Origin of the sequence: Streptomyces sp. NPDC001530 (genome assembly GCF_042894545.1) — a bacterium.
Lineage (GTDB): Bacteria > Actinomycetota > Actinomycetes > Streptomycetales > Streptomycetaceae > Streptomyces.
This window is the reverse complement of sequence record NZ_JBIAVS010000025.1, coordinates 99,758-122,576: the sequence shown is the minus strand read 5'-3', so window position 1 is coordinate 122,576 and position 22,819 is coordinate 99,758. Positions and strand designations below refer to the sequence as shown.

Here is a 22,819-nt window from a genome sequence, read left to right as displayed (position 1 = left end):
CGTTAGCCTGACGCGACGCACTCGCATTCGGGATGGGGGACGGTCGTTACGCATGGCCAGGGAATTCCAACGCGGCCACAAGGCCAAGATCAGTGACCTCACCGCGGGCACCGATCTGTACGTAGGCGTGCAGATCACCGGCCCCGGACTGACCTTCGACATCAGTTGCTTCGGTCTGGACGCCGACGAACGGCTGTCGGACGACCGGTACTTCGTCTTCTTCAATCAGCCGAAGACGCCCGAGGAGTCCATCCAACTCCTCGGTGCCCAGTCGGGTGACACGGAGTCCTTCCGCGTCACGCTCGACCGGATCCCGGCGCAGATCCAGAAGTTGTCGTTCACGGCGACCATCGACGGCGCCGGGCAGATGTCGCAGATCGCTCCCGGATACCTCCGTATCGTCGCGGGTGGCGAGGAGGTGGCCCGGTACTCGTTCAGCGGCGCGGAGTTCTCCACGGAACGTGCCGTCATGCTGGGCGACTTCTACTTGAAGGACGTCTGGCGGTTCGCCGCCGTGGGACAGGGCTTCGACGGCGGCCTCGAGGCGCTGCTGCAGAACTTCGGCGGCGAGGTCGCCGACGAACAGCCCGCCGCGCAGCAGCCGCAGTCAGGCGCCGCACCGTCCTTCGCCCCGCCGGCCCAGGCCGCCGCGCCGCCCGCGTTCGGCGCCCCGGCCGCACCCGCTCCCGCCCAGGCTCCGGCGCCCGCGCCGCAGCCCGCCGCGCAGGGCTTCGCGCCGCCCCCGGAAGCCACGCCGCCTCCGGCCCCGGCGCCCGCCGCGCCCTCGGTGCACGCCGCGCCGACCATCGTCGCGCCCCTGCACACCCCGCCGGGCGGCCCCGTGCCGCCGCCGGGCCCCGCGCCCTACGCGCAGCCGCCCGGGCAGCCCGGTCCGCCGCCCGGATACGGCCAGCAGCCTCCTGGCCAGACGGCTCCGATGCCGCCCGGTTACGGCCAGCAGGCGCCGACCGCGCCCCCCGGTTACGGGCAGCAGGCCCCGACCGCGCCTCCCGGCTACGGTCAGCAGCCGCAGTACGGCCAGGTCCCGGGCCAGGCGCCCGGGCAGTACCCGGGCCAGCCCGGCGCCCCCTCCCCGTACGGCGCTCCTCAGGGCGCCCCGCAGGGCGGTGCCGGTGTGGCCGCCGCGCTGGGGGCCTTCAAGGAGACGCCCACCGGCCAGCGATGGACCCAGCAGAACAAGAAGCTGATCCGGGTCGACCTCGGCATGGGCGGCGACCAGGCCGTACTGGCCCGTCAGGGCAGCATGGTGCTCTACCAGGGCAAGGTCGACTTCAGCTACAAGGGAGCCGGCTTCGCCGGCCGGATCGTGGGCAACGCGACCGGCCAGGAGATGCAGTTGATGCGGTGTACCGGCCGGGGCCAGGTGTTTCTCGCCGAGAACTCCACCATGCTGCATCCCATCGAGCTCCAGGGCGACGCGATCTGCGTGTCCGCGGAGAACGTCCTCGCCTTCGACGAGACCCTCCAGTACGAGGTCCGCCGCATCGAAGGACACGGCATTCCCGGTGGCGCGCTCTTCACCATGCAGTTCCAGGGAACCGGCACGATCGTCGTGAAGACGCACGGCGCCCCCGTCGTACTGCCGGTGACGCCCACGACGTTCGCCGACTGCAACGCCGTCGTCGCCTGGTCCGCGGCCTCCCAGGTGGTCGTCTCCAGCCAGGTGCGCATGCGCCGGAACGCCTACCCCGGAGACACCGGCGAGAGCGTGAACCTCCAATTCCGCGGCGCGCCCGGCAATTTCATCGTCGTCCAGCCGTACGAGGTCTGAGGGAGCCCGTCATGAACCAGCCACTCGCGGGCTTTGCCCCGGCACCCGTCACCGCCCGCATGGAGAACCACGGCAACCACATGCTGAAGGTCGCCATGCAGACCGGAAACGACCTCTTCGCGCGCGTGGGGTCGATGGTCGCCTACGAGGGGTTCGTCCAGTACGAGCCCAACCCGCCCGCCGTACGCCAGATCGCCCGCGACTGGATGACCGGTGAGGGCGCGCCCCTCATGAAGTGCACCGGTGACGGGCTGCTCTATCTCGCCGACTACGGGGCGAACGTCGTCGTCATCAACCTCAACGGGGACGCGATCTCCGTCAACGCCACCAACCTGCTCGCCTTCGACGCCCACCTCCAGTGGGGTGTCGAGCGGGTGAAGGGGCTCGCCAAGTTCGCCGGACAGGGTCTGTGGAACACCAAGATCTCCGGCCAGGGCTGGGTCGCGCTGACCTCCCGGGGCAAGCCGATCGTCGTCGACTGCGGCGGCGGTGAGGACGAGACGTACGTCGACCCGGACGCGCTCGTCGCCTGGTCCCCGAACCTCAAGGTGAAGGGCAAGCGCAGCTTCAAGGCGCAGTCGCTGATCGGACGCGGCAGCGGCGAGGCGTACCAGATGGCGTTCTCCGGGCAGGGCATCGTCGTCGTCCAGCCCAGCGAGGACAGCACCGACCGCCTCCGGATCCGGGGCTGAGGGGGAGCACGACACCATGCAGAGTCCGCTTTTCGGCTACAACGAACAGCAGACCCAGGAGCGCTACAGCCTGCAGAACTCGCAGATGCTGCGCGTCGTCCTGGAGGGCCACGACGACATCCTCGCCCGCAAGGGCACCATGGTCGCGTACCAGGGGCTCGTCGAGTTCGACGCCGAGTACCAGAACAGCAGCCAGCACCGCGCACGTGCGTACACCGGCGAGGGCCTCGACCTGATGCGCTGTCACGGGCAGGGGACGATCTACCTTGCCAACCTCGCCCAGCACGTGCACGTCATGGACGTGGAGCAGGACGGCCTCACGGTCGACAGCAGCTACGTCCTGGCGATGGACTCCTCACTGCACCACGACGTCATCGCCGTGGACAGCCAGTACGGCATCTCCGGCTCCGGCAAGTACCAGCTCAACATCACGGGGCGCGGCAAGGTGGCCCTGATGACCTCCGGGATGCCGCTGCTGATGCAGGTCACGCAGGACAGGTACGTCCAGTGCGACGCCGACGCGATCGTCGCGTGGTCCACGGGTCTGCGCGTGCAGATGCAGGCCCAGACGCACTCCTCCGGCGTGTGGCGGCGACGCGGCAACACCGGTGAGGGCTGGGAGCTCAGCTTCATGGGCAACGGATACGCGCTCGTCCAGCCCAGTGAGCTGCTGCCCCCGCAGAACGCGGTGATCGGGCAGGGGCTGCGCGCCCAGTACGGCATGGGCCAGCACGGCGCGCACGGGCAGAACCAGGGCAACGTCTGGAGCTGACCGCCCGACCGTCCGGGAAGCAAACGTAGGGGGCGACCGCCATTGCGGTCGCCCCTTACAGGTTCAAAGCGTGTGGCACGGTCACAGCCTGGCGCGCGTTGCCTCCAGCAGACGGACGACGGACTCGTCGGCTACGTCCGCCACCTCGTCGTACGCGAACCAGCGCACGTCGATCGACTCGTCGCTGACCGCGTGCACGGCGTCCGGCGGTGCCAGCACGGCGTACTGGACGTCGAAGTGGACGTGGCACGGTGGCGGAATCGGATGGCGGTCGAGGCGCACCGGCCCGCCCGGAAGCAGTGTCAGCCCCCCGACGCCGGACTCCTCCGTGGCCTCGCGCAGGGCCGCGGCCTCCAGGGAGGCGTCGCCGGGCTCGCAGTGGCCACCCATCTGGAGCCACATCCGCAGCTTCCTGTGGAGCGTGAGCAGCACTCGGCCGCGTTCGGGGTCCACCACGAGGGCGCTCGCCGTGATGTGCCCGGCGTGGCACGACTTCCATGTGCCGTCCGGGTGCGCCTCCAGGTGGTCCAGATACGCCTGGCGCAGCTCTTCCTGGTCCTCGTAGTTCTTCAGTACGAGGACCGCGTCGTCGTGAAGGCTCACTCGGCGTCGTCGCCCTTGTCGTCGTCCTTCTTCAGGTTCGGCTTCTCGGCGGAGCCGCCCGCCGCCTCGCCGAGCATCTTGTCGATCTCGGAGAAGTCCAGCTGCTCGCGGTGCACGAAGCCGTCCGGGTCGTCCAGGTCGGACGCGGTCGGCAGCATGTCCGGGTGTGCCCACAGACCGTCACGGCCGTCGACACCGCGCGCGTCGGTGAGCGAGGCCCACAGGCGCGAGGCGTCCCGCAGCCGGCGCGGGCGCAGCTCCAGGCCGATCAGCGTGGCGAACGTCTGCTCGGCGGGACCGCCCGTGGCACGGCGCCGACGCAGCGTCTCGCGCAGCGCGTCCGCGGACGACAGGCGCGGCTTGGCGGCCGAGTGCACGACCGCGTCCACCCAGCCCTCGACCAGCGCGAGCGCCGTCTCCAGGCGGGCCAGCGCGGCCTTCTGCTCCGGGGTGTCCTCCGGCTGGAACATGCCCTGCTGGAGTGCCTGCTGCAGCTCCTCCGGGTTCTGCGGGTCGAACTGGCCGACCACGTCCTCCAGCTTGGCCGTGTCGACCTTGATCCCGCGCGCGTAGCCCTCGACCGCGCCGAACAGGTGCGAGCGCAGCCATGGCACGTGCGCGAAGAGGCGCTGGTGGGCGGCCTCGCGCAGGGCGAGGTAGAGCCGCACCTCGTCCTGCGGGATGCCCAGGTCCTTGCCGAACGACTCGATGTTCAGCGGCAGCAGCGCGGCCTTGCCGGCCGGGCCGAGCGGCAGGCCGATGTCGGTCGAGCCGACGACCTCGCCCGCGAGCACGCCCACGGCCTGCCCGATCTGCGTACCGAACATGGCGCCGCCCATGGAGCGCATCATGCCGATGAGCGGGCCCGCCATGGCCTGCATCTCCTCCGGCAGGACGTCGCCCATGGCCGCGCCGACGCGCTCGGCGACCGGGTCGACGAGCTCCTTCCACACCGGAAGGGTCGCCTCGACCCACTCCGCGCGGCTCCAGGCCAGGGCGGAGCCGGCGCCGGATGGCAGGGACGTCGCGTCGTCCAGCCACAGGTCGGCCAGGCGGACGGCCTCCTCGACCGCGGAACGCTCGGCGGGGCCGACGCTCGCGTCCTTGGTGCCGTCAGGGGTGCCCTGGGAGACCGTCTGGCGGGCGATCTGCTTGGCCATGTCCCAGTTCACCGGGCCGCCCTCGTACGAGAGCATCTGGCCGAGCTGCTGGAACGCGGCGCCCAGGTCATTGGGGTTCATGGAACCGAACATGGCTGCGAGCGGATTGTCGGCTCCGGGACCACCGGCTCCGGGCAGCCCGAAACCGAACGGTCCCTGACCACCGCCGCCCTGCTGGTCCTTCTTCTTGCCCTCGTCGCCGTTCTCCGGCTCCTCCGGCGGAAGGCCGAATCCGAATGGGGTGTCACTCACGGGATTCCTCGGCTGGTAAGGCCGCCGGTTCTTTCCGACGGCGGCTGCCCGACAACACCACCCAGCGTAGACACCACAGCCCGATCGGGCCTCGATGCTTCGCCGACTCTTGGCCTGCGGCAGGATGGATGCCACCTGGTACGTACGCGTCACGCGCGTCCGTTACTGAAGACAACCGCTGGAGACGCCCGGTGAGTTCCCCAGATCCGCAGGTTCGCGCAGCGCGAAACCACTCAACCAGCCCAGCTCCGCGCGGGCCCGTCGTCGCGGTCACCGGCGCCGCGTCCGGCATGGGTGCGCTGCTCACCGAGCGGCTGGCCGCCAGCGAGGAGATCAAGCAGGTCATCGCCATCGACGAGCGGCGCGGTGAGTGCGCGGCCGCCCAGTGGCACATCCTGGACGTCCGGGACCCGGCGATCGCCGAGAAGCTGCGCGGTGCGGACGTCGTGGTGCATCTCGCGCTGGACCTCGATCTGGAGACGGACGCGGCGGCGCGGACGGCGTACAACGTCCGGGGGACGCAGACCGTGCTCACGGCCGCGGCCGCGGCCGGGGTCCACCGGGTGGTGCTGTGCACCTCCGCGATGGTCTACGGGGCGCTGCCCGACAACGAACTGCCCCTCTCCGAAGACGCCGAATTGCGGGCGACGGCCGAGGCCACGGGGGTGGGTGACCTCCTGGAGATCGAGCGGCTCGCGCGGCGGGCGCCGCGGGCGCATCCGGGACTCAATGTCACCGTCGTGCGGCCCGCCGTGCTCGTCGGGGGCACCGATACCGCTCTGACCAGGTACTTCGAGTCGCCTCGGCTGTTGGTGGTGGCCGGGTCCCGACCGGCCTGGCAGTTCTGCCACGTCGAGGATCTGTGCAGTGCTCTGGAGTACGCCGTCGTCGAGAAGGTGGAGGGGGAGCTGGCCGTCGGGTGCGACGGGTGGCTGGAGCAGGAGGAGGTCGAGGAGCTGAGCGGGATCCGGCGGATGGAGTTGCCGTCCGCGGTCGCCCTGGGGGCTGCGGCTCGGCTTCACCGGATTGGGCTCACCCCTTCGCCTGCCGGGGACCTGGCGTACACGATGTATCCCTGGGTGGTGAGTGGGAGCCGACTGCATGACGCCGGGTGGCGGCCGCAGTGGACCAATGAGGAGGTTCTCGCGGAGCTGCTGGAGGAGGTTGCCGGGCGGCACACGGTGGTTGGGCGGCGGCTTGGGCGCAAGGATGCGACTGCGGCGGGGGCTGCGGGTGCGACGGTGGCTCTGCTGGGTGCGGCTGCCGTGGTGCGTCGGGCTCGGAAGGCTCGGCGGCGAATCTGAGGACCGGGCGGCCTGCCCTGGGTTCCGAGGCACCCAGGGGCGGGCCCGCGCGAGGGTGCGAGGGCGAGCCCGGCGCCTGCTGGGGGGCACTGCGCCCACCCGTGCCGCCCCAGCGGCAAATTGTCCGCAGCTACGTTGCAGCCCCTGTAGGAGGCTCCAAAGCCGCACGCGTGTGTGCCGGGGGAAAGCTCTATTTCGTGTTGTCAGTGGTGTGGGGCACGATGGGCTCATGGCAGCGATGAACGACCATCCCGGTGAGCAGGCGGCGCAGGACGCGATCAAGTTGATCGCCATTCGTGAGACGCCGCTCTCCCTGGACGAGGTCTTCAGGGCCGTGGGGGACGACGCCGCCGGAGGGACCGCGCTGTTCGTGGGGACCGTACGGAATCATGACGGCGGTGCCGACGTCGATGAGCTGGGGTATTCGTGTCATCCCAGTGCCGAGGCGGAGATGCGGCGGATCGCCGAGAAGGTGATCGCCGATTTTCCGGTGCGGGCGTTGGCCGCCGTGCACCGTATCGGGGACCTGGCCGTGGGTGACCTCGCCGTCGTCGTCGCCGTTTCGTGCCCGCATCGGGGTGAGGCCTTCGAGGCCTGTCGCAAGCTCATCGACGACCTGAAGCACGAAGTGCCCATCTGGAAGCACCAGAAGTTCTCCGACGGTACGGAGGAATGGGTCGGCGCCTGCTGAGGCAGTCCGTCGAGGCAGTTCGCCGAGGTAGTCCGTCGAGGCGGTCCGCCGAGGGTTGACCAACCTCTCACTCACCCTCCGGTTGCGTAACCGGGCCCCTGCCGTGAGCGTTAACCATGCGGAGGGTTAATCTGCTGATCAGTCAGTTGCGGTCGCTCATGGGGTTGGGAGGTCGACATGGCGGCGCTCGCCTGGTTGCTGATTCCGCTTATCGCTGCGATCGGTGCCGGACTGTGGGGCAGTTGGGCCGGCCGCAATCGCAAGGCGGCGGGAGACGACGTCGAGCTCGCGGGATACACGCGCTTCCGTGAGGCCATGGAGAGGTCCGACGCCCGGGAGAAGTCCCACTCCGACGCCGTCTGAGCCCCCCGTGCTCGCCCTCGTACGCACGGCTTCGTCCGACCTGTACGGTGGCCTGCTCCGACGTCGTACGGACGGCCCCGACGGTGCGCTGACAGCACCGTCCCGTACTGTCGTTCCATGCCACGCCGCACCGCGACGATGCTCGCCTCCACTCTGATTCTGATCGCGCTCCTGTGCGCGGGAGTGTTCATCAAAGTGCCCTACTCGGAGATGTCACCGGGGCCGACGGTGAACACGCTGGGTGAGCACGACGGCGAGCCGGTGCTGCAGATCTCCGGGCGCAAGACGTATCCGACCACCGGGCACCTGAACATGACAACGGTCCGGGTCACCAGCGCCGACTACAACATGAACCTCGTCGAGGCCGTGTACGGGTGGCTCGCGCATGACAACAAGGTCGTGCCGCACGACACGCTCTACCCCGACGGCAAGACCGAGGAGCAGTCGACGCAGGAGAACGCCGAGGAGTTCAGCCAGTCCCAGGAGAGCGCCAAGGTGGCCGCTCTGAAGGAGCTGAACGTCCCGGTGAAGTCCTGGGTGATCGTCTCCACCGTTCTCAAGAGCTCCCCCGCCGAAGGCCGGCTGCATGCCGGAGACGTCATCAAGGCCGTCGACGGTACGACGGTGAAGGCGCCGGACGACGTCGCGAAGCTGGTCACCAAGCACAAGCCGGGCGACAAGGTCGTCTTCACGATCGTGCCCGCCAAGGAGCAGGCCGCCGCAGAGAAGAAGAACAAGACGGCGACCGCGACCAAGGACGTGACGATTACCACGACCAAGTCCGACGACAGCGGTACGGACCGGGCGATCGTCGGGATCTCGGCCGGGACCGACCACACCTTCCCGTTCACCATCGACATCAAGCTCGCCGACGTCGGCGGCCCGAGCGCCGGCCTGATGTTCGCGCTCGGCATCGTGGACAAGCTCACCCCGGGGAGCCTCACCGGCGGCACGTTCGTGGCCGGCACCGGCACCATCGACGACGACGGCAAGGTCGGCCCGATCGGTGGCATCGAGATGAAGACGGTCGGCGCGCGAGAGAAGGGCGCCCAGTACTTCCTGACGCCCAAGGAGAACTGCGCGGCCGCCGCCAAGGACACCCCCGAGGGGCTCACGCTCGTCAAGGTCAACACCATCGACGATGCGATGAGCGCCCTCAAGGACATCAACTCCGGCAAGACCGACGACCTGCCGAAGTGCACGACCAAGTAGTCCGAAGGACTACTCCGCGAACGTCGCCGACAGGGCCTCCGCCAGGCCCGGCACCAGCTCCGACCCCGTGAGCACCTCCGTCGGCGCGTCCTTCTCGCGCAGGCGGAGGGCCGAGTCGCGGGTGCCGTCGCGCAGGACGCCGACCGTCATGCGCACCTCCTGACGGTCGGGGTGCTCGGCGACCCACTTCGTGAGCTTCTTCTCGCTCAGGCCCTCCGGGACGGAGGCCTCCGCGGACGGCGGCAGCATCAGCCGCTCCACGGTGAGCGCGCAGCCGACCACGGCATCGGGCCAGGCGATGGTGCCGAGGAACTCGTCCAGCGGCTTGTCGGCAGGGATCTCGTCCTGCTCGATGGGGGTGAGACCGGCGGTCTCCGGCTCGTCCTGCAGGCCGAGCTGGGCCGCGAGGCCGGGTTCCTGGGCCCGCAGTCGCGCGGTGTCTACGAGGGCGAAGAGGCGAGCGGGCTGGTCCCAGCCGAGGCCGGAGGCGTACTCGTCGATCTCGAGTACGGCCCGGGTGAGCGGGCTCGCTGCCATGGGAGTGTTGGACATGGTCACAATCCTGCCTCGTTCGTACCCGGAACCGGGAACCGAGTAAAGCGTGAGTAAGTTGCATAGATGAGGCTCCTCGATCACGGAGCCTTACGGACGGCCCACCATCACGGGGGCCTGACGGATCAACAGCGACTTCGAGGTGCGCACCTTGGCTTTCCAGATGCCGGACCGCGGCGGAGGCCCGACGGGGCCACGGATCAGAGTGGGCCGACCCTCCCGGCGTGTCCGGACCCTGCTCATGACGCTGGGCGTGCTGGCCGTGCTGGCCATGGCCTTCGTCATGTTCGCGGGCTTCTGGACGGACTGGCTCTGGTACCGGTCGGTTCACTACTCGTCCGTCTTCACGACCACCCTGTGGACCAAGATCGGGCTCTTCTTCGTCTTCGGCCTGCTGATGGCGGCCGCGGTCGGCGTGAACATCTGGCTGGCGCACCGGCTGCGCCCGCCGCTGAGCGCCATGTCGATGGAGCAGCAGAGCCTCGACCGGTACCGAATGAGCATCGCGCCCTACAAGAGGTGGCTGCTGTTCGGCATCACCTCCCTGGTCGGGCTGATCGCCGGCGCGTCCGCCTCCGGCCAATGGCGTACGTGGCTGATGTGGGTGAACGGAGTGCCCTTCCACCAGAAGGACCCCCAGTTCCACCTCGACGTCTCCTTCTACGCCTTCGACCTGCCCTGGTACCGCTTCCTGCTCGGCTTCGGCTTCGCGGCCGCCGTGCTCTCGCTGATCGCCGCCGCGCTCACGCACTACCTGTACGGCGGGCTGCGGATCACCAGCCCGGGAGCGCGCGCCACGGGTGCGGCCACCGGTCATCTCTCCGTGCTGCTCGGCATCTTCGTCGCCCTGAAGGCGGTCGCCTACTGGCTCGACCGGTACGGACTCGCGGTGAAGTCCAGTGACTTCAAGGCGACCGGCAACTGGACGGGCCTCAGGTACGTCGACGCGAACGCGTATCTGCCCGCCAAGACGATCCTGTTCTGCATCGCCGTCATCTGCGCGCTGCTCTTCTTCGCCACCCTGTGGCGGCGCACCTGGCAGCTGCCCGTCATCGGCTTCGGCCTGATGGTGCTCTCGGCGATCCTCATCGGCGGCCTGTACCCGGCGATCGTCCAGAAGTTCCAGGTCCAGCCGAACGAGCAGGCCAAGGAAGCGCCGTACGTCGAGAAGAACCTGAAGGCGACCCGCGAGGCCTACGGGATCGACGGCACCGACGTGACGGATTACTCGGGCACCAGCAACACCACGGACAAGACCAAGCTGCGCGACGACGCCGACACCGCCGCGAGCATCCGGCTGATGGACCCGAACGTGGTGTCGCCGACCTTCCAGCAGCTCCAGCAGGTGCGGAACTACTACGGCTTCCCGTCGAACCTGGACGTGGACCGGTACACCAAGGACGGCAAGGACCAGGACACGGTCCTCGGTCTGCGCGAGCTGAACCTCCAGGGGATTCCGAAGAACAACTGGATCAACGACCACTTCCGTTACACCCACGGATACGGCGTCGTCGCGGCCAAGGGCACCACGGCCGACAGCGAGGGCCGTCCGGTCTTCACCGAGTACAACCTGCCGTCCAAGGGCGACCTGGGCGCGTATCAGCAGCAGGTCTACTACGGCGAGAAGACCACCCAGTACTCGATCGTCGGCGGTCCCCAGAAGGAGATCGACTACTCCGACGACAGCGGTGAGAAGACCACCAGCTACAAGGGCAAGAGCGGCGTCAACCTCTCCAACCCGATCAACCGGGCCGCGTACGCGGTGTCGTTCAGCGAGCCGCAGATCCTGTACTCGGGTGCGATCGGCGAGGGTTCGAGGATCCTCTACAACCGCACGCCCAAGGAGCGGGTCGAGGCGGTCGCCCCCTGGCTCACCATCGACGGTGACGCCTATCCGGCGGTCGTCGACGGGAAGATCCAGTGGATCGTCGACGCGTACACGACCACCAACGGCTATCCGTACGCCTCCCGCACCACCCTCGGTGACACGACCGCTGACTCGTTGACGGCGGCCAACAACCAGCGCGCGGTGGTGGCCCAGCAGAACCAGGTCAACTACATCCGCAATTCGGTGAAGGCGACCGTCGACGCGTACACCGGTGAGGTCAAGCTCTACCAGTGGGACACCAAGGACCCGGTCCTGAAGACGTGGATGAAGGCGTTCCCGAACACGGTGAAGTCCAAGGACTCGATCTCGCCGTCGCTGATGGCTCATCTGCGGTATCCGCAGGACCTGTTCAAGGTCCAGCGCGAGCTGCTCACGCGCTACCACGTGAAGGACGCGCAGACGTTCCTCAGCGGCAGTGAGGTGTGGCAGATCCCGGACGACCCGACCAACAAGTCGGGCGACGCGGTACCGCCGTACTACCTGAGCATGAAGCTGCCGGGCGAGCAGTCCCAGGTCTTCTCGCTGACGACGACGATGACACCGAACGGCCGGGACAACCTGAGCGCCTTCATGTCGGTCAACGCCGAGGCGGGCACCAGCGATTACGGCAAGATCACCATTTTGAAGCTGCCGACGGGCAAGACCATCGACGGACCGAAACGGGTGGCCAGCCAGTTCAACTCCGAGCCGTCCATCGCCGAGTCCATCAGCCTGCTCGAGCGTGGCGACTCCAAGGTCGAGTACGGCAACCTGCTGACGGTTCCGCTCGACGGCGGACTGCTCTACGTGGAGCCTGTCTACGTACGCGGTGGTGACCTCAAGTATCCGCTGCTGCGCAGGGTGTTGGTGACCTACGGAGGCAGTACCGCCTTCGAGCCCACGCTCGACAAGGCGCTCAACAAGGTCTTCGGAGTGGACGGTTCGACCACACCACCATCCGACGAAGGGACCACGAAACCGCCCACGTCGAGCAACCCAACGGTCCAGGAGGCGCTCAACGACGCCCAGAAGGCCTTCGATCAGGGTCAGGAAGCCTTGAAGAAGGGCGACTGGAAGGCGTACGGCGAGGCGCAGAAGAGTCTTGAGGATGCGCTGAAGCGGGCCGAGGACGCGCAGGCCCAGGCCGACAAGACCAGCGGCGGCAGCAGCAAGAACGGTGACAAGAGCAGCGACAAGAGCTCCGGCAGCGGCTGATCAGGAGCCCATCCCGCGCCGTGGTACGGTTGCAACACAACGGCGCGGGGTGGAGCAGCTCGGTAGCTCGCTGGGCTCATAACCCAGAGGTCGCAGGTTCAAATCCTGTCCCCGCTACTGAAGTCGAAGGCCCGGATCCTGATCATGGATCCGGGCCTTCGACGTGTGCCACGCCACGCCGGGCCGCCCGTGGTGACCTGGCGACTTGTGCGAAGTGCTGCCGCATGCGGGGGGAGTTGGGAAAACTGTGTTTGACTTGTCTCTCTGTGGGCATGTCGACAAAACGCTGAAGTGACCTCACTGGCTGCGGTATACCAGGTGTACCCAGGTTGCAGGTGGTGCGACGATGGACGTTATGGGGGACAAGGCAACTCTGTTGGATACAGGGCGGTTTGCGCAGCCTGCCGACTTTGTGCAGCCTGCGGAATTCACGCAGCCTTCCGACCGGGACGAAACCGGCGAGGCTGTCGAGGAAGCGCGCCAGCGGCTGGCCGCCGAAGCCGGCGACATCGAGGCGATGAGCGTCCTCGGAGCCATGCTGCTGCGCCGCGGTGACCTCGACGGAGCCGAGCCGCAGCTGCGCGCCGCCACCGCCGCCGGTGACCGCGCCGCCGCCAACAACCTGGGTGTCCTCCTGCACCAGCGCGGGTACGCCGACGAGGCCGCCGGATGGTGGCGGATCGCCGCCGTCGCGGGCTCTGCCGCCGCCGCGCACGCGCTCGGGCGGTACCACCGCGAGCACGGCGACGAGCCCGCCGCCGAGTACTGGCTGCGCCAGTCCGCCGAGCAGGGGCACGCCCTCGGCGCGTACGCGCTCGCCGATCTGCTGGAGCACCGCAGTGACGTCGGCGCCGAGCAGTGGATGCGGGCCGCCGCCGAGCGCGGGCACCGCGAGGCCGCCTACCGGTTGGCGCGGACGCTTGATCGCAAGGCCGCGGACGCGGGCGAGGCTGGTGCTGACAACGGTGTCATCGGTGTCCTGGGCGCGGCCGGTGAAGAGGCCGAGCAGTGGTACCGGCAGGCCGCCGCGCGCGGGCACCGGCGGGCCGCGCTGCATCTCGGGGCGATCCTGGAGAAGCGGGGCGACCTCAAGGAGGCCGGGCGCTGGTATCTGACGTCCGCCAAGGACGGCGAGGCACGGGCCGCTTGCGCGCTCGGGTTCCTGCTGCGGGACGCGGGGGACACGGAGAGCGCCGCCGTCTGGTGGCTGCGCGCCGCGCAGGACGGCGACGGGAACGCCGCGAACGCCCTCGGCGCGCTGCACGCCGAGCGCGGTGAGACGCAGACCGCCGAGCGGTGGTACCGGGCCGCGATGGACGCGGGCGATGTGAACGGGGCGTACAACCTCGGGCTGCTCTGCGCCGAGCAGGGGCGGACCGCGCAGGCCGAGCAGTGGTACCGGCGGGCCGCGTACGCCGGTCATCGCGAGGCCGCGAATGCCTTGGCGATCCTGTTGCTGCAGGTCGGCGACGCGGCAGGGGCCCAGCCGTGGTTCTCCAAGGCCGCGGAGGCCGGGAGTGTGGACGCCGCGTTCAATCTCGGGATTCTGCACGCCGGGCGGGGGACCGAGGACGACGACGCGGCCGCGCTGCGCTGGTACGAGCGTGCCGCCGCCGCCGGGCACACCGAGGCGGCGCTTCAGGTGGCCATCGCGCGGCTGCGGGAGGGCGACGAGCGGGCGGCTGAGCGGCATCTGCGGAGTGCGGCCGGGGGCGGTAGCGCGGAGGCCGCGTATCGGCTTGCCGCCGTGCTCGACGCGCGTCGGCCGCCGGCGCCCGCTCATGAGCTGGGGGAGCCCGCGCAGGAGAAGAGCGAGTGCGAGGAGTGGTACGAGCGGGCGGCGTCTCAGGGGCATCGGCGGGCGCAGGTGCGGGTCGGGATGCTGGCCGCCGCGCGGGGCGATGTGGTGGAGGCGGCTCGGTGGTACCGGGAGGCTGCCGAGGCCGGGTCTCGGAACGGGGCGTTCAATCTTGGGCTGCTGCTGGCCCGGGAGGGGAGCGAGCCGGAGGCTGCGCTGTGGTGGACCCGGGCGGCGGATGCGGGGCATGGACGGGCGGCGCTTCGGCTGGCGCTTGTCTATGCGCGTCGGGGGGAGTTGGCGGAGGGGCAGCGGTGGGCTGACCGGGCCGTTTCTCTTGGGCCGGCGGAGGTTTCTGAGCGGGCGGCTCGGTTGCGGGATGCCTTGCGGCAGGAGATGTCTGCCTGAGGGTGGGGGACGGGTGGGGCTGGGGTTTTCGCCCCCTCCGCCCCTACCCTCCCCCAAGCTCTCGGCTTCGCTCGAGCAGGGGGGACCCCCATCGTCCCTGGGGGGCTCCGCCCCCAGACCCCCCGTATCGCGCTCGTCCTCAAACGCCGGACGGGCTGAATTTTCCCGGGCAGGGGGGCGCTCGGTTAAGGGATTTGCGCTGGTCGACCCCGTTGACGTAATGTTCAGTTCACCGACGCGGGGTGGAGCAGCTCGGTAGCTCGCTGGGCTCATAACCCAGAGGTCGCAGGTTCAAATCCTGTCCCCGCTACTGAAGGCGAAGGCCCGGATCCATGATCATGGATCCGGGCCTTCGGCGTGTCCGGTGTTGATGGCGGAGGCGTGTGGCAGTGCAGTGAAAAGCCCCGGCGCCTTGGAGGTGCCGGGGCTTTCGTGGTCGCTCTTACGCCGCCGCGCAGTTCGGGCAGAGGCCGCGGTATGTCACCTCGACGTCCGAGACCGTGAAGCCGAAGCGCTCCGAGTCCGGGAGGTCGGCGAGCGGGTTGCCGCTCGGGTGGACGTCGCGGATCGCGCCGCACTGGGCGCAGACCAGGTGGTGGTGCGGGCGGTGCGCGTTCGGGTCGTACCTCTTGGCGCGCTTGTCCGTCGCTACTTCCAGCACCTCACCGAGTGAGACCAGCTCACCCAGCGTGTTGTAGACGGTCGCCCGGGAGATTTCGGGCAGTTTGGCGACGGCTCGCGCATGCACCTCGTCGGCCGTCATGTGGACATGATCGCCGTCGAGGACCTCGGCGACGACACGCCGCTGCGCGGTCATTCGCCATCCGCGTCCGCGCAGCCGTTCCAACAGGTCACTCATACAGAACAGCTTAACAGCATGCGGACCAGATCCCGAACAGGTGTGAATTTGGAAGCAGACTTGACTTAGACATTGTCTAGCATAGGATCAGGATCAGCTTTGGCCAAGGGACAGGACTGGCCGGGAATGACGCAGGAGGCGCACGTGACGCAGGGACCGCTTACGACGGAGGCCGGCGCGCCGGTGGCCGACAACCAGAACAGCGAGACCGCGGGTGTCGGCGGGCCCGTCCTCGTTCAGGACCAGCTGCTGCTGGAGAAGCTCGCGCACTTCAACCGTGAGCGCATCCCGGAGCGTGTCGTGCACGCGCGTGGTGCGGGCGCCTACGGCACCTTCACAGTCACCGCCGATGTCACGCAGTACACGCGTGCCGCGTTCCTCTCCGAGGTCGGCAAGCAGACCGAGACCTTCCTGCGCTTCTCGACCGTGGCAGGCAACCTCGGTGCCGCGGACGCCGTTCGTGACCCGCGCGGCTGGGCGCTGAAGTTCTACACCGAGGAGGGCAACTACGACCTCGTCGGCAACAACACCCCGGTGTTCTTCATCAAGGACGCCATCAAGTTCCCCGACTTCATCCACACGCAGAAACGCGACCCGTACACGGGCTCGCAGGAAGCCGACAACGTGTGGGACTTCTGGGGGCTGTCCCCCGAGTCCACCCACCAGGTGACCTGGCTGTTCGGCGACCGCGGCATCCCCGCTTCGTACCGCCACATGAACGGCTACGGCTCGCACACCTACCAGTGGAACAACGAGGCCGGCGAGGTCTTCTGGGTCAAGTACCACTTCAAGACCGACCAGGGCATCAAGAACCTCACCCAGGCCGAGGCCAACAAGCTCGCCGGTGAGGACCCCGACTCCCACCAGCGCGATCTGCGCGAGGCCATCGAGCGCGGTGAGTTCCCGACCTGGACCGTGCAGGTGCAGATCATGCCGGCGGCCGAGGCGGCGACGTACCGCTTCAACCCGTTCGACCTCACCAAGGTGTGGCCGCACGAGGACTACCCGCCGATCGAGATCGGCAAGCTGGAGCTCAACCGCAACCCGGAGAACATCTTCGCCGAGGTCGAGCAGTCGATCTTCAGCCCCGCGCACTTCGTGCCGGGCATCGGTCCCTCGCCGGACAAGATGCTCCAGGGGCGTCTGTTCGCGTACGGCGACGCGCACCGCTACCGCGTCGGCATCAACGCCGACCACCTGCCGGTGAACCGTCCGCACGCCACCGAGGCGCGGACGAACTCCCGTGACGGCTTCCTGTACGACGGCCGTCACAAGGGTGCGAAGAACTACGAGCCGAACAGCTTCGGCGGCCCGTTCCAGACGGACAGGCCGCTGTGGCAGCCGATCGCCGTGAACGGACACACCGGTGACACGGCGGCCCCGGTCCACGCCGAGGACAACGACTTCGTGCAGGCGGGCGACCTCTACCGCCTGATGTCCGAGGACGAGAAGGGACGCCTGATCGAGAACCTGGCGGGCTTCATCGCCAAGGTCTCCCGTGACGACATCGCCGAGCGTGCGATCGACAACTTCCGCCAGGCGGACGGCGACTTCGGCAAGCGGCTGGCAGCCGCGGTCCAGGCCCTGCGCGGCTAGCCGGCAACTGGAACGCTTGTCGTGGGTGGCGGGCCGGAATCCCTCGGGATTCCGGCCCGCTCGCATGCTCAGGCCGGTACGTGCTGCCGCGTCGGTGCCCAGCAGCGGATGATGTCGCGGACCGAGACGATGCCGACCGGGCCGTTGGAGTCGAGCACGATCAGGTGGCGGAAGCCGCCGTGCGACATCGCAGCCGCGGCCTCCTCCAGGGTCCAGGCGGGGGCGGCGAAGACGACGTCGGTGGTGGTGTGGGTGCCTGCGGTCTCGGTGTCCGGGTTCTGACCGAGGGCCAGCGAGTTGAGGATGTCACGCTCGGTGATGATGCCGAGGCCGGAAGAGTCCTCGTCGTGGACGACGGCCGCGCCGACGCGGCGTGCGGACATCAGGCGGGCTGCCTGACGGAGGGTGTGTGCCGGGCCGATGGTGAGGACCACCGTGCTCATGGCGTCGCGGACGAGCATGGACGGAGCCACCTCCTAAGAATCCGCCGAGCTGAGCTTGCGAGCGGATTCACAAATTCACAAGTGGGGGGACTCTCAGAGTCGCAGTTAAAGGGAGGGTCAACAAGGGGGCGCGTGCCGTGAGTTCGGGGGCGCCCGAGGCTGACTCAGAAGCCCCAGTTCAGCCGGGGTTGCTCACGGGGTTCGTTCAGTAGCGCTGGTACTGAACCGCCCTTCCGGCGGGGTGCAGCGTCGCCCCGCACTCCGCCGGAGAGCTGCGGGTTGTGGTCCTCATCGGTCGTTGTCGGTCGTCGCTGGCCGTCCTCGGACGGCCCACAGACGGCCCGGGGCGCACGACTCCGGAGACCATGAAACGGCCTATCCGGCGAGCAGCTCGCCGTCGGTTGCCCTGTGCTCGGTGGCGGCATTGGTGCCCGTCAGGACGTACTGGCCCTTGTCAGGGATGCGGGTGGTGTGGTCCTTGCCGTCCACATTCCAGTGCACGGTCAGACTCCAGTCGCACTGGTGCGAGGAGGCGCTGACAGTGATGCTGAAGTACTCCGGCTGCCCGGATCGTTTCACCGTGAACTGGGGGGCGTCGATCTTGTTGTCGTTCTCGTCATAGAAGACAACTTCGGGGGATTCAGCATCGGCCTGCACGCGTGCCGACCTCTGGGGGAGCATGTACACATACACGTCACCGCGGACGTGTACTCCCACCGTGCTGCGGCGGCAGACCGTCTGGACTTTCAGCCGCTCGATGGTCACGACGTTGTCGGACTTGGCGCGAAGATTGAGAGCGAGCGTCTGGGTCACCGGTGTGCCCCCGTTCTTCCTCGCCCACCGGTCCAGCGCGTCGCCCATTCGTGCCGGCGGCGGTGCAAGGTCAGCGAACGTCTTTCCCTGGAAGACCCATCCGCTCTGACTGCTGGCGGCTGGCTCGTCGTAGTCGATGATGAGCCCGTGTTCTTCTCTGCCGGTAAGACTCTGAATCAGGTGGACCAGGGACGGCCCTAGCCATTCGGTCACGGCGAACACCGTGATCCCGCCGATTACTGAGAAGACCAGGCCTTTGACACCTGCTGACTGACGCTGCCACCACAGCCTGGCCTTTGCACGGAGGCCAGCGCGGCGCGGAGAGTCCGAGGGCGTCTCGGCGGGATCCTCCTGTGTCATGAGGTCACGCTAGAGCTCGGCCCCCGGGCGGCCGACGCCCGACACAGCAGCCCACCCGCATGGCAGCCCCACTCGTCTGTCCGTACCCTCTCGCGGCAGAAGCCGCTGGAGTCCGGCATCTCGTCTGGTTCGCGTGTGATCCGAAAGAAACGCCCTGGCTGGGCAGATGCACCGCGAGGTGCGGCAGTCTGCCGCGCCAGTCAGCCGTTCTGTGGCAGCGATCCGGCATCGCGCCGTTGTGCACAGCTGTTGATGTCAGGCGCTGATGTCAGATTCGAGCAGGTGGCACCCATCATGGGCGCGCACGTGAGGCGTGGTATCGGCATCCAGAGCGTCTAGCACGCGCACCGCGTAGACCTCGCCCATCCACTTCCCGACTTCTTCGGGAGTCAGCCACTCGACGGCCGTCGACTCAGTCGACGTGCGCTCGACACCGTCGACCGGTCGACACAGAAAGACCAGGGCCACGATGTTGCGGCTCATGTTCTTGTAGACGCCCGTCAAGCGCTCCACCGAGACGCGGATACCCGTCTCTTCCAGTACTTCACGTATGGCGCCGTCCTCCGGGCGTTCGTCCAGTTCGAGGACGCCGCCGGGAGGCTCCCACGTGCCGTTGTCCGCGCGTCGGATCGCGAGGACACGGCCGTCATCGCGCACAACCACGCCAGCGACCGAGACCGAGTGAAGCGGCATAGACGCGCCCTCCGGGTAGCGTTGCTTATGTACAGGAGCTTAGGAGGAACAGAAGGACATGGGGCCCACACCTTCCCGGGACTCCGGGAAACCACGGTACCTACAGATCGCCGATGACCTCGTTCAGCAGATCGAACAGAACGTTCTTCCCCCTGGGGAGCAGGTGCCCAGCGAATCGGATCTTATGAAGAGGTACGGCGCATCGCAGGGCACGGTTCGCAAGGCGATTGCTGAAGTGCGCGCAACGGGCCTGGTCGACACGCGTCACGGCAAGGGGTCGTACGTGAAGCGCCGCCCTCCGGTGAGCAGGAAGTCGTCAGACCGGTTCCGTCGGTCGCACCGGATGGCGGGCAAAGCGGCGTACCTGGCTGAGGCGGAGCAGGCAGGAAGCAAGCCCAGCGTGAGCGTGCTTTACGTCGGGCCGGTCGACGCGCCGGCGGAGATCGCTGAGAGGCTGTCGGTTCCGGCCGGTGAAAAGGTGCTCGCGCGGCGCCGCCTCTACTTCAGCGATGGCATCCCGACGGAGGAAGCCACCTCGTATCTACCGTGGGACATCGCCAAGGACATCCCCGAGCTGTTCGAGGAGAACCCCGGTGGTGGCGGCATTTACGCCCGGCTGGAGGAACACGGCCACACGCTGAAGGAACTGTCAGAGACGGTGCGCGTTCGCCTGGCCACCAAGCAGGAGATCGCAGCACTGAGCCTGAGCCCGGGCGCACCCATCATCCACCTGACGCGAAATGCCGAATCTGAGGCGGGCCGAGTGGTCGAGGTCTGTGACACCTTCATGGCCGCTGACCAGTTCGTTTTGGAGTACCGCATACCTGCGGGTGACTGAACAGCCCAACTCCTGAGCCCCGGCCCGTCGCGAATTTCGCGCGACGGGTTGACTCATGTACATGAGTTGGGCACTCTCTTACATGGCACTCATACACATAAGTACACGAGTGCAGGTGTTGCCGTTTGCGTAATGCCGCACTGAAAGCGCCCGGCGGGTCCCGCGGAGACGGGAGCCCCTCTGACTAGGGGTTACCGCGCTCGCCAGCAGCGACTGCTCCTTGAGAACTCAACAGCGTGCCTGAGGGAGACCGCCCCACCTCTGCAAGCAAGAGGGCGGCGTACGCGGGTTCTGATCCCGCGCACGAGTACAGCGCGATTCGACCTCTCTGCAGCGCGCCTGCTGCGGCCGGTTGCCTCCGCTGCTCGTCTCGTACGAGCAGCGCTGAGGGGAGCCGGAAGGTCTGTCTCCAACGGCGCGCGGCTCCCGGGGTGCCACCCGGGAGCCGCTGTTCGGGCCGTTCCACCTGCAAGGGAGAACACGACCCAATGAACCCCATCGTCACTGTTCAGGACGCTGTTACCGCGTTCGCCGACTTCATGGAGCCGACGGACGCGGAGCTGGACGCGATCGAGCAGGAGATGCCCGTCATCACGGCGGACATCGACCTGTTGGACGCGCAGATCATCACCCTTGACCGCACCCCGACCGAGCTGGACGCACGGCGTATCCGCCGGGCCCACCGTCGGGTGCTTGCCGCCCGCCGGGAGCTGGCCAACCGGTCCGCTGCCGCGAACACGGCGGGTGGTGCCGCGTGAAGGCCAAGACCGTTCTTCCCGCCGTCGCGATGACGGCGGTGTCCATGGTTCTCACCCTGGCCGTGGTCGTGATGTGGCTTGGTACGGCAATGCCGTGGCCGGTCGCTTTGGTCGTCGGTCTCGGGATCGACGGCGGATGGCTGGCCATCCTCGCCTACGAACGCCGCCTCGCCGCACAGGGCGACCACAGTCGCGCGGTGACCGGTGTCGGATGGTCCTTCGGCCTGATCGCGGCTGGCGTCCTCGTGGCGCACGCCCTCACCGCTGAGGGGTCCACCGGCGCGTGGCTGGCCGTGGCCTGGCTGCCCATCGCGGCCAAGGCGCTGTGGCTGGTGCACGGCCTGTGGGAGCGGACCGCGCTCACCCCGAACGCCCTCGGAGCGATCCGAGGCATCCAGCAAGAGGCCCGCGACGAAGCGGCGGTGGCCCGCGCCCGCCTCCGGGCCGAAGCGGTCACCGAGGAGACCCGGTTGACGGCCGTGACGCAGGCCGGCGCCCGCGTCGCACGCGTCCAGGCCAGGACCGCACAGACCCTCTCGCGGGCGTGGTCGACGCTGGAGACGGCACGGGAGGGCGAGGACACCGGACGGGCATTGACCAGCGTGACGAGTCGCGTCACGCCCGACGTCGCACCCCGGTGGCAACTGCCCGTCTGGGGCCCCACCGCGCCCGTCTCAGCGTTCACCCTGGACGCGGCACCCGCGCTCACCGACAACGTGCTTGACGCACTCGTCGACGAGATCCGGCACAGCGAAACCCCCGCTCTGTCCTACCGCGAGATGGCCATCCGCTTCCGCGCGGCCGGCCACTCCGCCTCCGAGGTCCGGCTGCGGGCCGCATGGAAGCGCGTGGCGTGATGGGAGCGCTGCCGGTGTTCCGGTGGCGCCTCGCCCCGGGCGGCTACGCCACCCGCCGACAGCTCCGGGCGCGCGGTCTGCGCCCCGGCGGTCAACAGGTGGCCGCTCAACTCGAACGGCCGCGCCGCCGCCGTGGGCCGCTGGTCGCCTACCTCTACCGGGTCGACCTCGCCAAGCCCGTGCGGCCCATGACGGCCGCGAAGTGGGCGGCGCTGGCCAAGGCCAACGCCGCCCGCCGCACCTGCCCGTCCTGCCGCCGCGATGCGGGATACGTCATCCCGGCCTCGCTCGGATCGTGCGTTCCGTGCGCCTTCCCCGACGACCAGCGCGCCGCATGAACACCCCGACATCTCCGAGGAGTTCCGCTGTGACCAGCACGAATGAAGCTCCCCGCACCATCAGCTACGCGTGGCACGCCTGGGTGACCGTGCCCGGCCAGGGCCGCGCGTTCGCCCACGGCACCATCACCGTCCCGCTCGACTACTGCTGGAACCGCGTCCAGCGAGAGGTTGGCGCCTGGCTCGGTACGCAGGGCGTCACCGGCCGGCTCGCCGACATCTCCCTGATCCTCGCCCCGCAGGCCTGACAGGAGGGATTGACCATGGGCAAGCCCGACACCCGCCGGCTGGACCGCCGGATCCGTGAGACGAACCGCAAGCTCGAAGCGGTCCGGGAGCGTGAGATGTGGCCGCTCAGCGGTCCCGAGAGGCGGGCGATCGTCCGCGCCCTGGCCGGAGGCACGATCAAGGTCGCCCGGGGCAACAGCACCGCACGCGCCGACCAGAGGCTGGAGTCGGCGTGGAGTGCGGCCGAGACCCGGCTGATCGCGGAGATCACCGCGCTCCAGGTGGAACGGCAGCGGGTCGTGAACGAGGCCGCCGCCGCCAAGGCCGCCCAGAAGTCCTCAAGGTGGTGGTGAGC

Annotated in this window: 23 protein-coding genes and 2 tRNA genes; 18 read left to right on the top strand and 7 right to left on the bottom strand. The window is 68.6% G+C overall.

What is annotated here, in order from left to right:
* The first annotated feature begins 52 nt into the window (after positions 1-52).
* From ACFY0T_RS40475 to ACFY0T_RS40465, 3 genes are read left to right on the top strand one after another with little or no spacing between them, the layout of a single operon-like run.
* The gene (locus ACFY0T_RS40475; RefSeq protein WP_388882894.1) at positions 53-1,792 is read left to right on the top strand and encodes a TerD family protein; all 1,740 of its coding nucleotides are present in this window, start codon (positions 53-55) and stop codon (positions 1,790-1,792) included.
* Positions 1,793-1,803: 11 nt separating this feature from the next.
* Positions 1,804-2,484: an AIM24 family protein gene (locus ACFY0T_RS40470; protein WP_054228171.1), complete on the top strand. Its 681-nt coding sequence runs from the start codon at positions 1,804-1,806 to the stop codon at positions 2,482-2,484.
* Positions 2,485-2,500: 16 nt separating this feature from the next.
* On the top strand, positions 2,501-3,256 hold the full coding sequence (locus ACFY0T_RS40465) for an AIM24 family protein (protein WP_388882891.1): 756 nt from the start codon (positions 2,501-2,503) through the stop codon (positions 3,254-3,256).
* Positions 3,257-3,337: 81 nt separating this feature from the next.
* On the opposite strand, the gene ACFY0T_RS40460 is transcribed toward ACFY0T_RS40465, so the two are convergent.
* Entirely contained in the window at positions 3,338-3,859 is a 522-nt protein-coding gene (locus tag ACFY0T_RS40460) for an NUDIX hydrolase (RefSeq protein ID WP_388882888.1), read from the bottom strand.
* Complete coding sequence (locus ACFY0T_RS40455; protein WP_388882885.1) at positions 3,856-5,271, bottom strand: zinc-dependent metalloprotease; 1,416 nt, start codon at positions 5,269-5,271, stop codon at positions 3,856-3,858. The genes ACFY0T_RS40460 and ACFY0T_RS40455 overlap by 4 nt, the downstream gene beginning before the upstream one ends.
* A gap of 191 nt (positions 5,272-5,462) precedes the next feature.
* Here ACFY0T_RS40455 and ACFY0T_RS40450 point away from each other — a divergent pair, with 191 nt between their 5' ends.
* The 4 genes from ACFY0T_RS40450 to ACFY0T_RS40435 all read left to right on the top strand — a co-directional run bounded on the left by ACFY0T_RS40450 (position 5,463) and on the right by ACFY0T_RS40435 (position 8,841).
* Positions 5,463-6,575, top strand: coding sequence for an SDR family oxidoreductase (locus ACFY0T_RS40450; RefSeq protein ID WP_388882882.1), 1,113 nt, complete (start codon positions 5,463-5,465; stop codon positions 6,573-6,575).
* Positions 6,576-6,804: 229 nt separating this feature from the next.
* Complete coding sequence (locus ACFY0T_RS40445) at positions 6,805-7,266, top strand: molybdenum cofactor biosynthesis protein MoaE (protein WP_388882879.1); 462 nt, start codon at positions 6,805-6,807, stop codon at positions 7,264-7,266.
* A gap of 177 nt (positions 7,267-7,443) precedes the next feature.
* Positions 7,444-7,629 carry a hypothetical protein gene (locus ACFY0T_RS40440; RefSeq protein ID WP_388882876.1) on the top strand — a complete coding sequence of 62 codons (186 nt, stop codon included), beginning with the start codon at positions 7,444-7,446 and terminating at the stop codon, positions 7,627-7,629.
* A gap of 117 nt (positions 7,630-7,746) precedes the next feature.
* Positions 7,747-8,841 carry a PDZ domain-containing protein gene (locus ACFY0T_RS40435; RefSeq protein WP_388882873.1) on the top strand — a complete coding sequence of 365 codons (1,095 nt, stop codon included), beginning with the start codon at positions 7,747-7,749 and terminating at the stop codon, positions 8,839-8,841.
* Between the two features lie 9 nt (positions 8,842-8,850).
* On the opposite strand, the gene ACFY0T_RS40430 is transcribed toward ACFY0T_RS40435, so the two are convergent.
* A complete protein-coding gene (locus tag ACFY0T_RS40430; RefSeq protein WP_388882870.1) occupies positions 8,851-9,393 on the bottom strand; it encodes a PPA1309 family protein in 543 nt (180 codons plus the stop codon).
* Positions 9,394-9,556: 163 nt separating this feature from the next.
* Between ACFY0T_RS40430 and ACFY0T_RS40425 the strand changes: the two genes are divergently transcribed.
* The 4 genes from ACFY0T_RS40425 (at position 9,557) to ACFY0T_RS40410 (ending at position 14,991) form a co-directional block, all read left to right on the top strand.
* The gene (locus ACFY0T_RS40425; RefSeq protein WP_388882979.1) at positions 9,557-12,475 is read left to right on the top strand and encodes a UPF0182 family protein; all 2,919 of its coding nucleotides are present in this window, start codon (positions 9,557-9,559) and stop codon (positions 12,473-12,475) included.
* Positions 12,476-12,518: 43 nt separating this feature from the next.
* A tRNA-Met gene (locus ACFY0T_RS40420) sits at positions 12,519-12,592 on the top strand.
* A 229-nt stretch (positions 12,593-12,821) separates the two neighbouring features.
* On the top strand, positions 12,822-14,681 hold the full coding sequence (locus tag ACFY0T_RS40415; protein WP_388882867.1) for a sel1 repeat family protein: 1,860 nt from the start codon (positions 12,822-12,824) through the stop codon (positions 14,679-14,681).
* Between the two features lie 236 nt (positions 14,682-14,917).
* Positions 14,918-14,991 (top strand) — tRNA-Met (locus ACFY0T_RS40410).
* Positions 14,992-15,123: 132 nt separating this feature from the next.
* On the opposite strand, the gene ACFY0T_RS40405 is transcribed toward ACFY0T_RS40410, so the two are convergent.
* Positions 15,124-15,540: a Fur family transcriptional regulator gene (locus ACFY0T_RS40405; RefSeq protein WP_388882864.1), complete on the bottom strand. Its 417-nt coding sequence runs from the start codon at positions 15,538-15,540 to the stop codon at positions 15,124-15,126.
* A gap of 126 nt (positions 15,541-15,666) precedes the next feature.
* On the opposite strand from ACFY0T_RS40405, the gene ACFY0T_RS40400 reads away from it, so the two are divergent.
* Positions 15,667-17,136: a catalase gene (locus ACFY0T_RS40400; RefSeq protein WP_388882976.1), complete on the top strand. Its 1,470-nt coding sequence runs from the start codon at positions 15,667-15,669 to the stop codon at positions 17,134-17,136.
* Between the two features lie 68 nt (positions 17,137-17,204).
* Here the strand turns inward: ACFY0T_RS40400 and ACFY0T_RS40395 are convergent, their stop codons facing one another.
* The 3 genes from ACFY0T_RS40395 to ACFY0T_RS40385 form a co-directional block, all read right to left on the bottom strand.
* A complete protein-coding gene (locus ACFY0T_RS40395) occupies positions 17,205-17,597 on the bottom strand; it encodes a cyclic nucleotide-binding/CBS domain-containing protein (protein ID WP_388882861.1) in 393 nt (130 codons plus the stop codon).
* A gap of 357 nt (positions 17,598-17,954) precedes the next feature.
* Positions 17,955-18,752: a hypothetical protein gene (locus ACFY0T_RS40390; protein WP_388882858.1), complete on the bottom strand. Its 798-nt coding sequence runs from the start codon at positions 18,750-18,752 to the stop codon at positions 17,955-17,957.
* A gap of 255 nt (positions 18,753-19,007) precedes the next feature.
* A complete protein-coding gene (locus tag ACFY0T_RS40385) occupies positions 19,008-19,445 on the bottom strand; it encodes an NUDIX hydrolase (protein ID WP_388882856.1) in 438 nt (145 codons plus the stop codon).
* Between the two features lie 58 nt (positions 19,446-19,503).
* On the opposite strand from ACFY0T_RS40385, the gene ACFY0T_RS40380 reads away from it, so the two are divergent.
* From ACFY0T_RS40380 to ACFY0T_RS40355, 6 genes are all read left to right on the top strand, one after another.
* The gene (locus tag ACFY0T_RS40380) at positions 19,504-20,283 is read left to right on the top strand and encodes a GntR family transcriptional regulator (RefSeq protein WP_388882853.1); all 780 of its coding nucleotides are present in this window, start codon (positions 19,504-19,506) and stop codon (positions 20,281-20,283) included.
* 488 nt (positions 20,284-20,771) lie between these two features.
* Positions 20,772-21,041 carry a DUF6284 family protein gene (locus ACFY0T_RS40375; protein WP_388882851.1) on the top strand — a complete coding sequence of 90 codons (270 nt, stop codon included), beginning with the start codon at positions 20,772-20,774 and terminating at the stop codon, positions 21,039-21,041.
* Positions 21,038-21,898 (top strand): protein spdB, encoded by an 861-nt coding sequence (locus ACFY0T_RS40370; protein ID WP_388882848.1) that lies wholly within the window; start codon positions 21,038-21,040, stop codon positions 21,896-21,898. The genes ACFY0T_RS40375 and ACFY0T_RS40370 overlap by 4 nt, the downstream gene beginning before the upstream one ends.
* On the top strand, positions 21,898-22,236 hold the full coding sequence (locus ACFY0T_RS40365; RefSeq protein ID WP_388882973.1) for an RRQRL motif-containing zinc-binding protein: 339 nt from the start codon (positions 21,898-21,900) through the stop codon (positions 22,234-22,236). Before ACFY0T_RS40370 ends, ACFY0T_RS40365 begins: the two co-directional genes overlap by 1 nt.
* A 29-nt stretch (positions 22,237-22,265) precedes the next feature.
* A complete protein-coding gene (locus ACFY0T_RS40360) occupies positions 22,266-22,484 on the top strand; it encodes a hypothetical protein (protein ID WP_388882846.1) in 219 nt (72 codons plus the stop codon).
* A 15-nt stretch (positions 22,485-22,499) separates the two neighbouring features.
* Entirely contained in the window at positions 22,500-22,817 is a 318-nt protein-coding gene (locus ACFY0T_RS40355) for a hypothetical protein (RefSeq protein WP_388882843.1), read from the top strand.
* Positions 22,818-22,819: the final 2 nt, after the last annotated feature.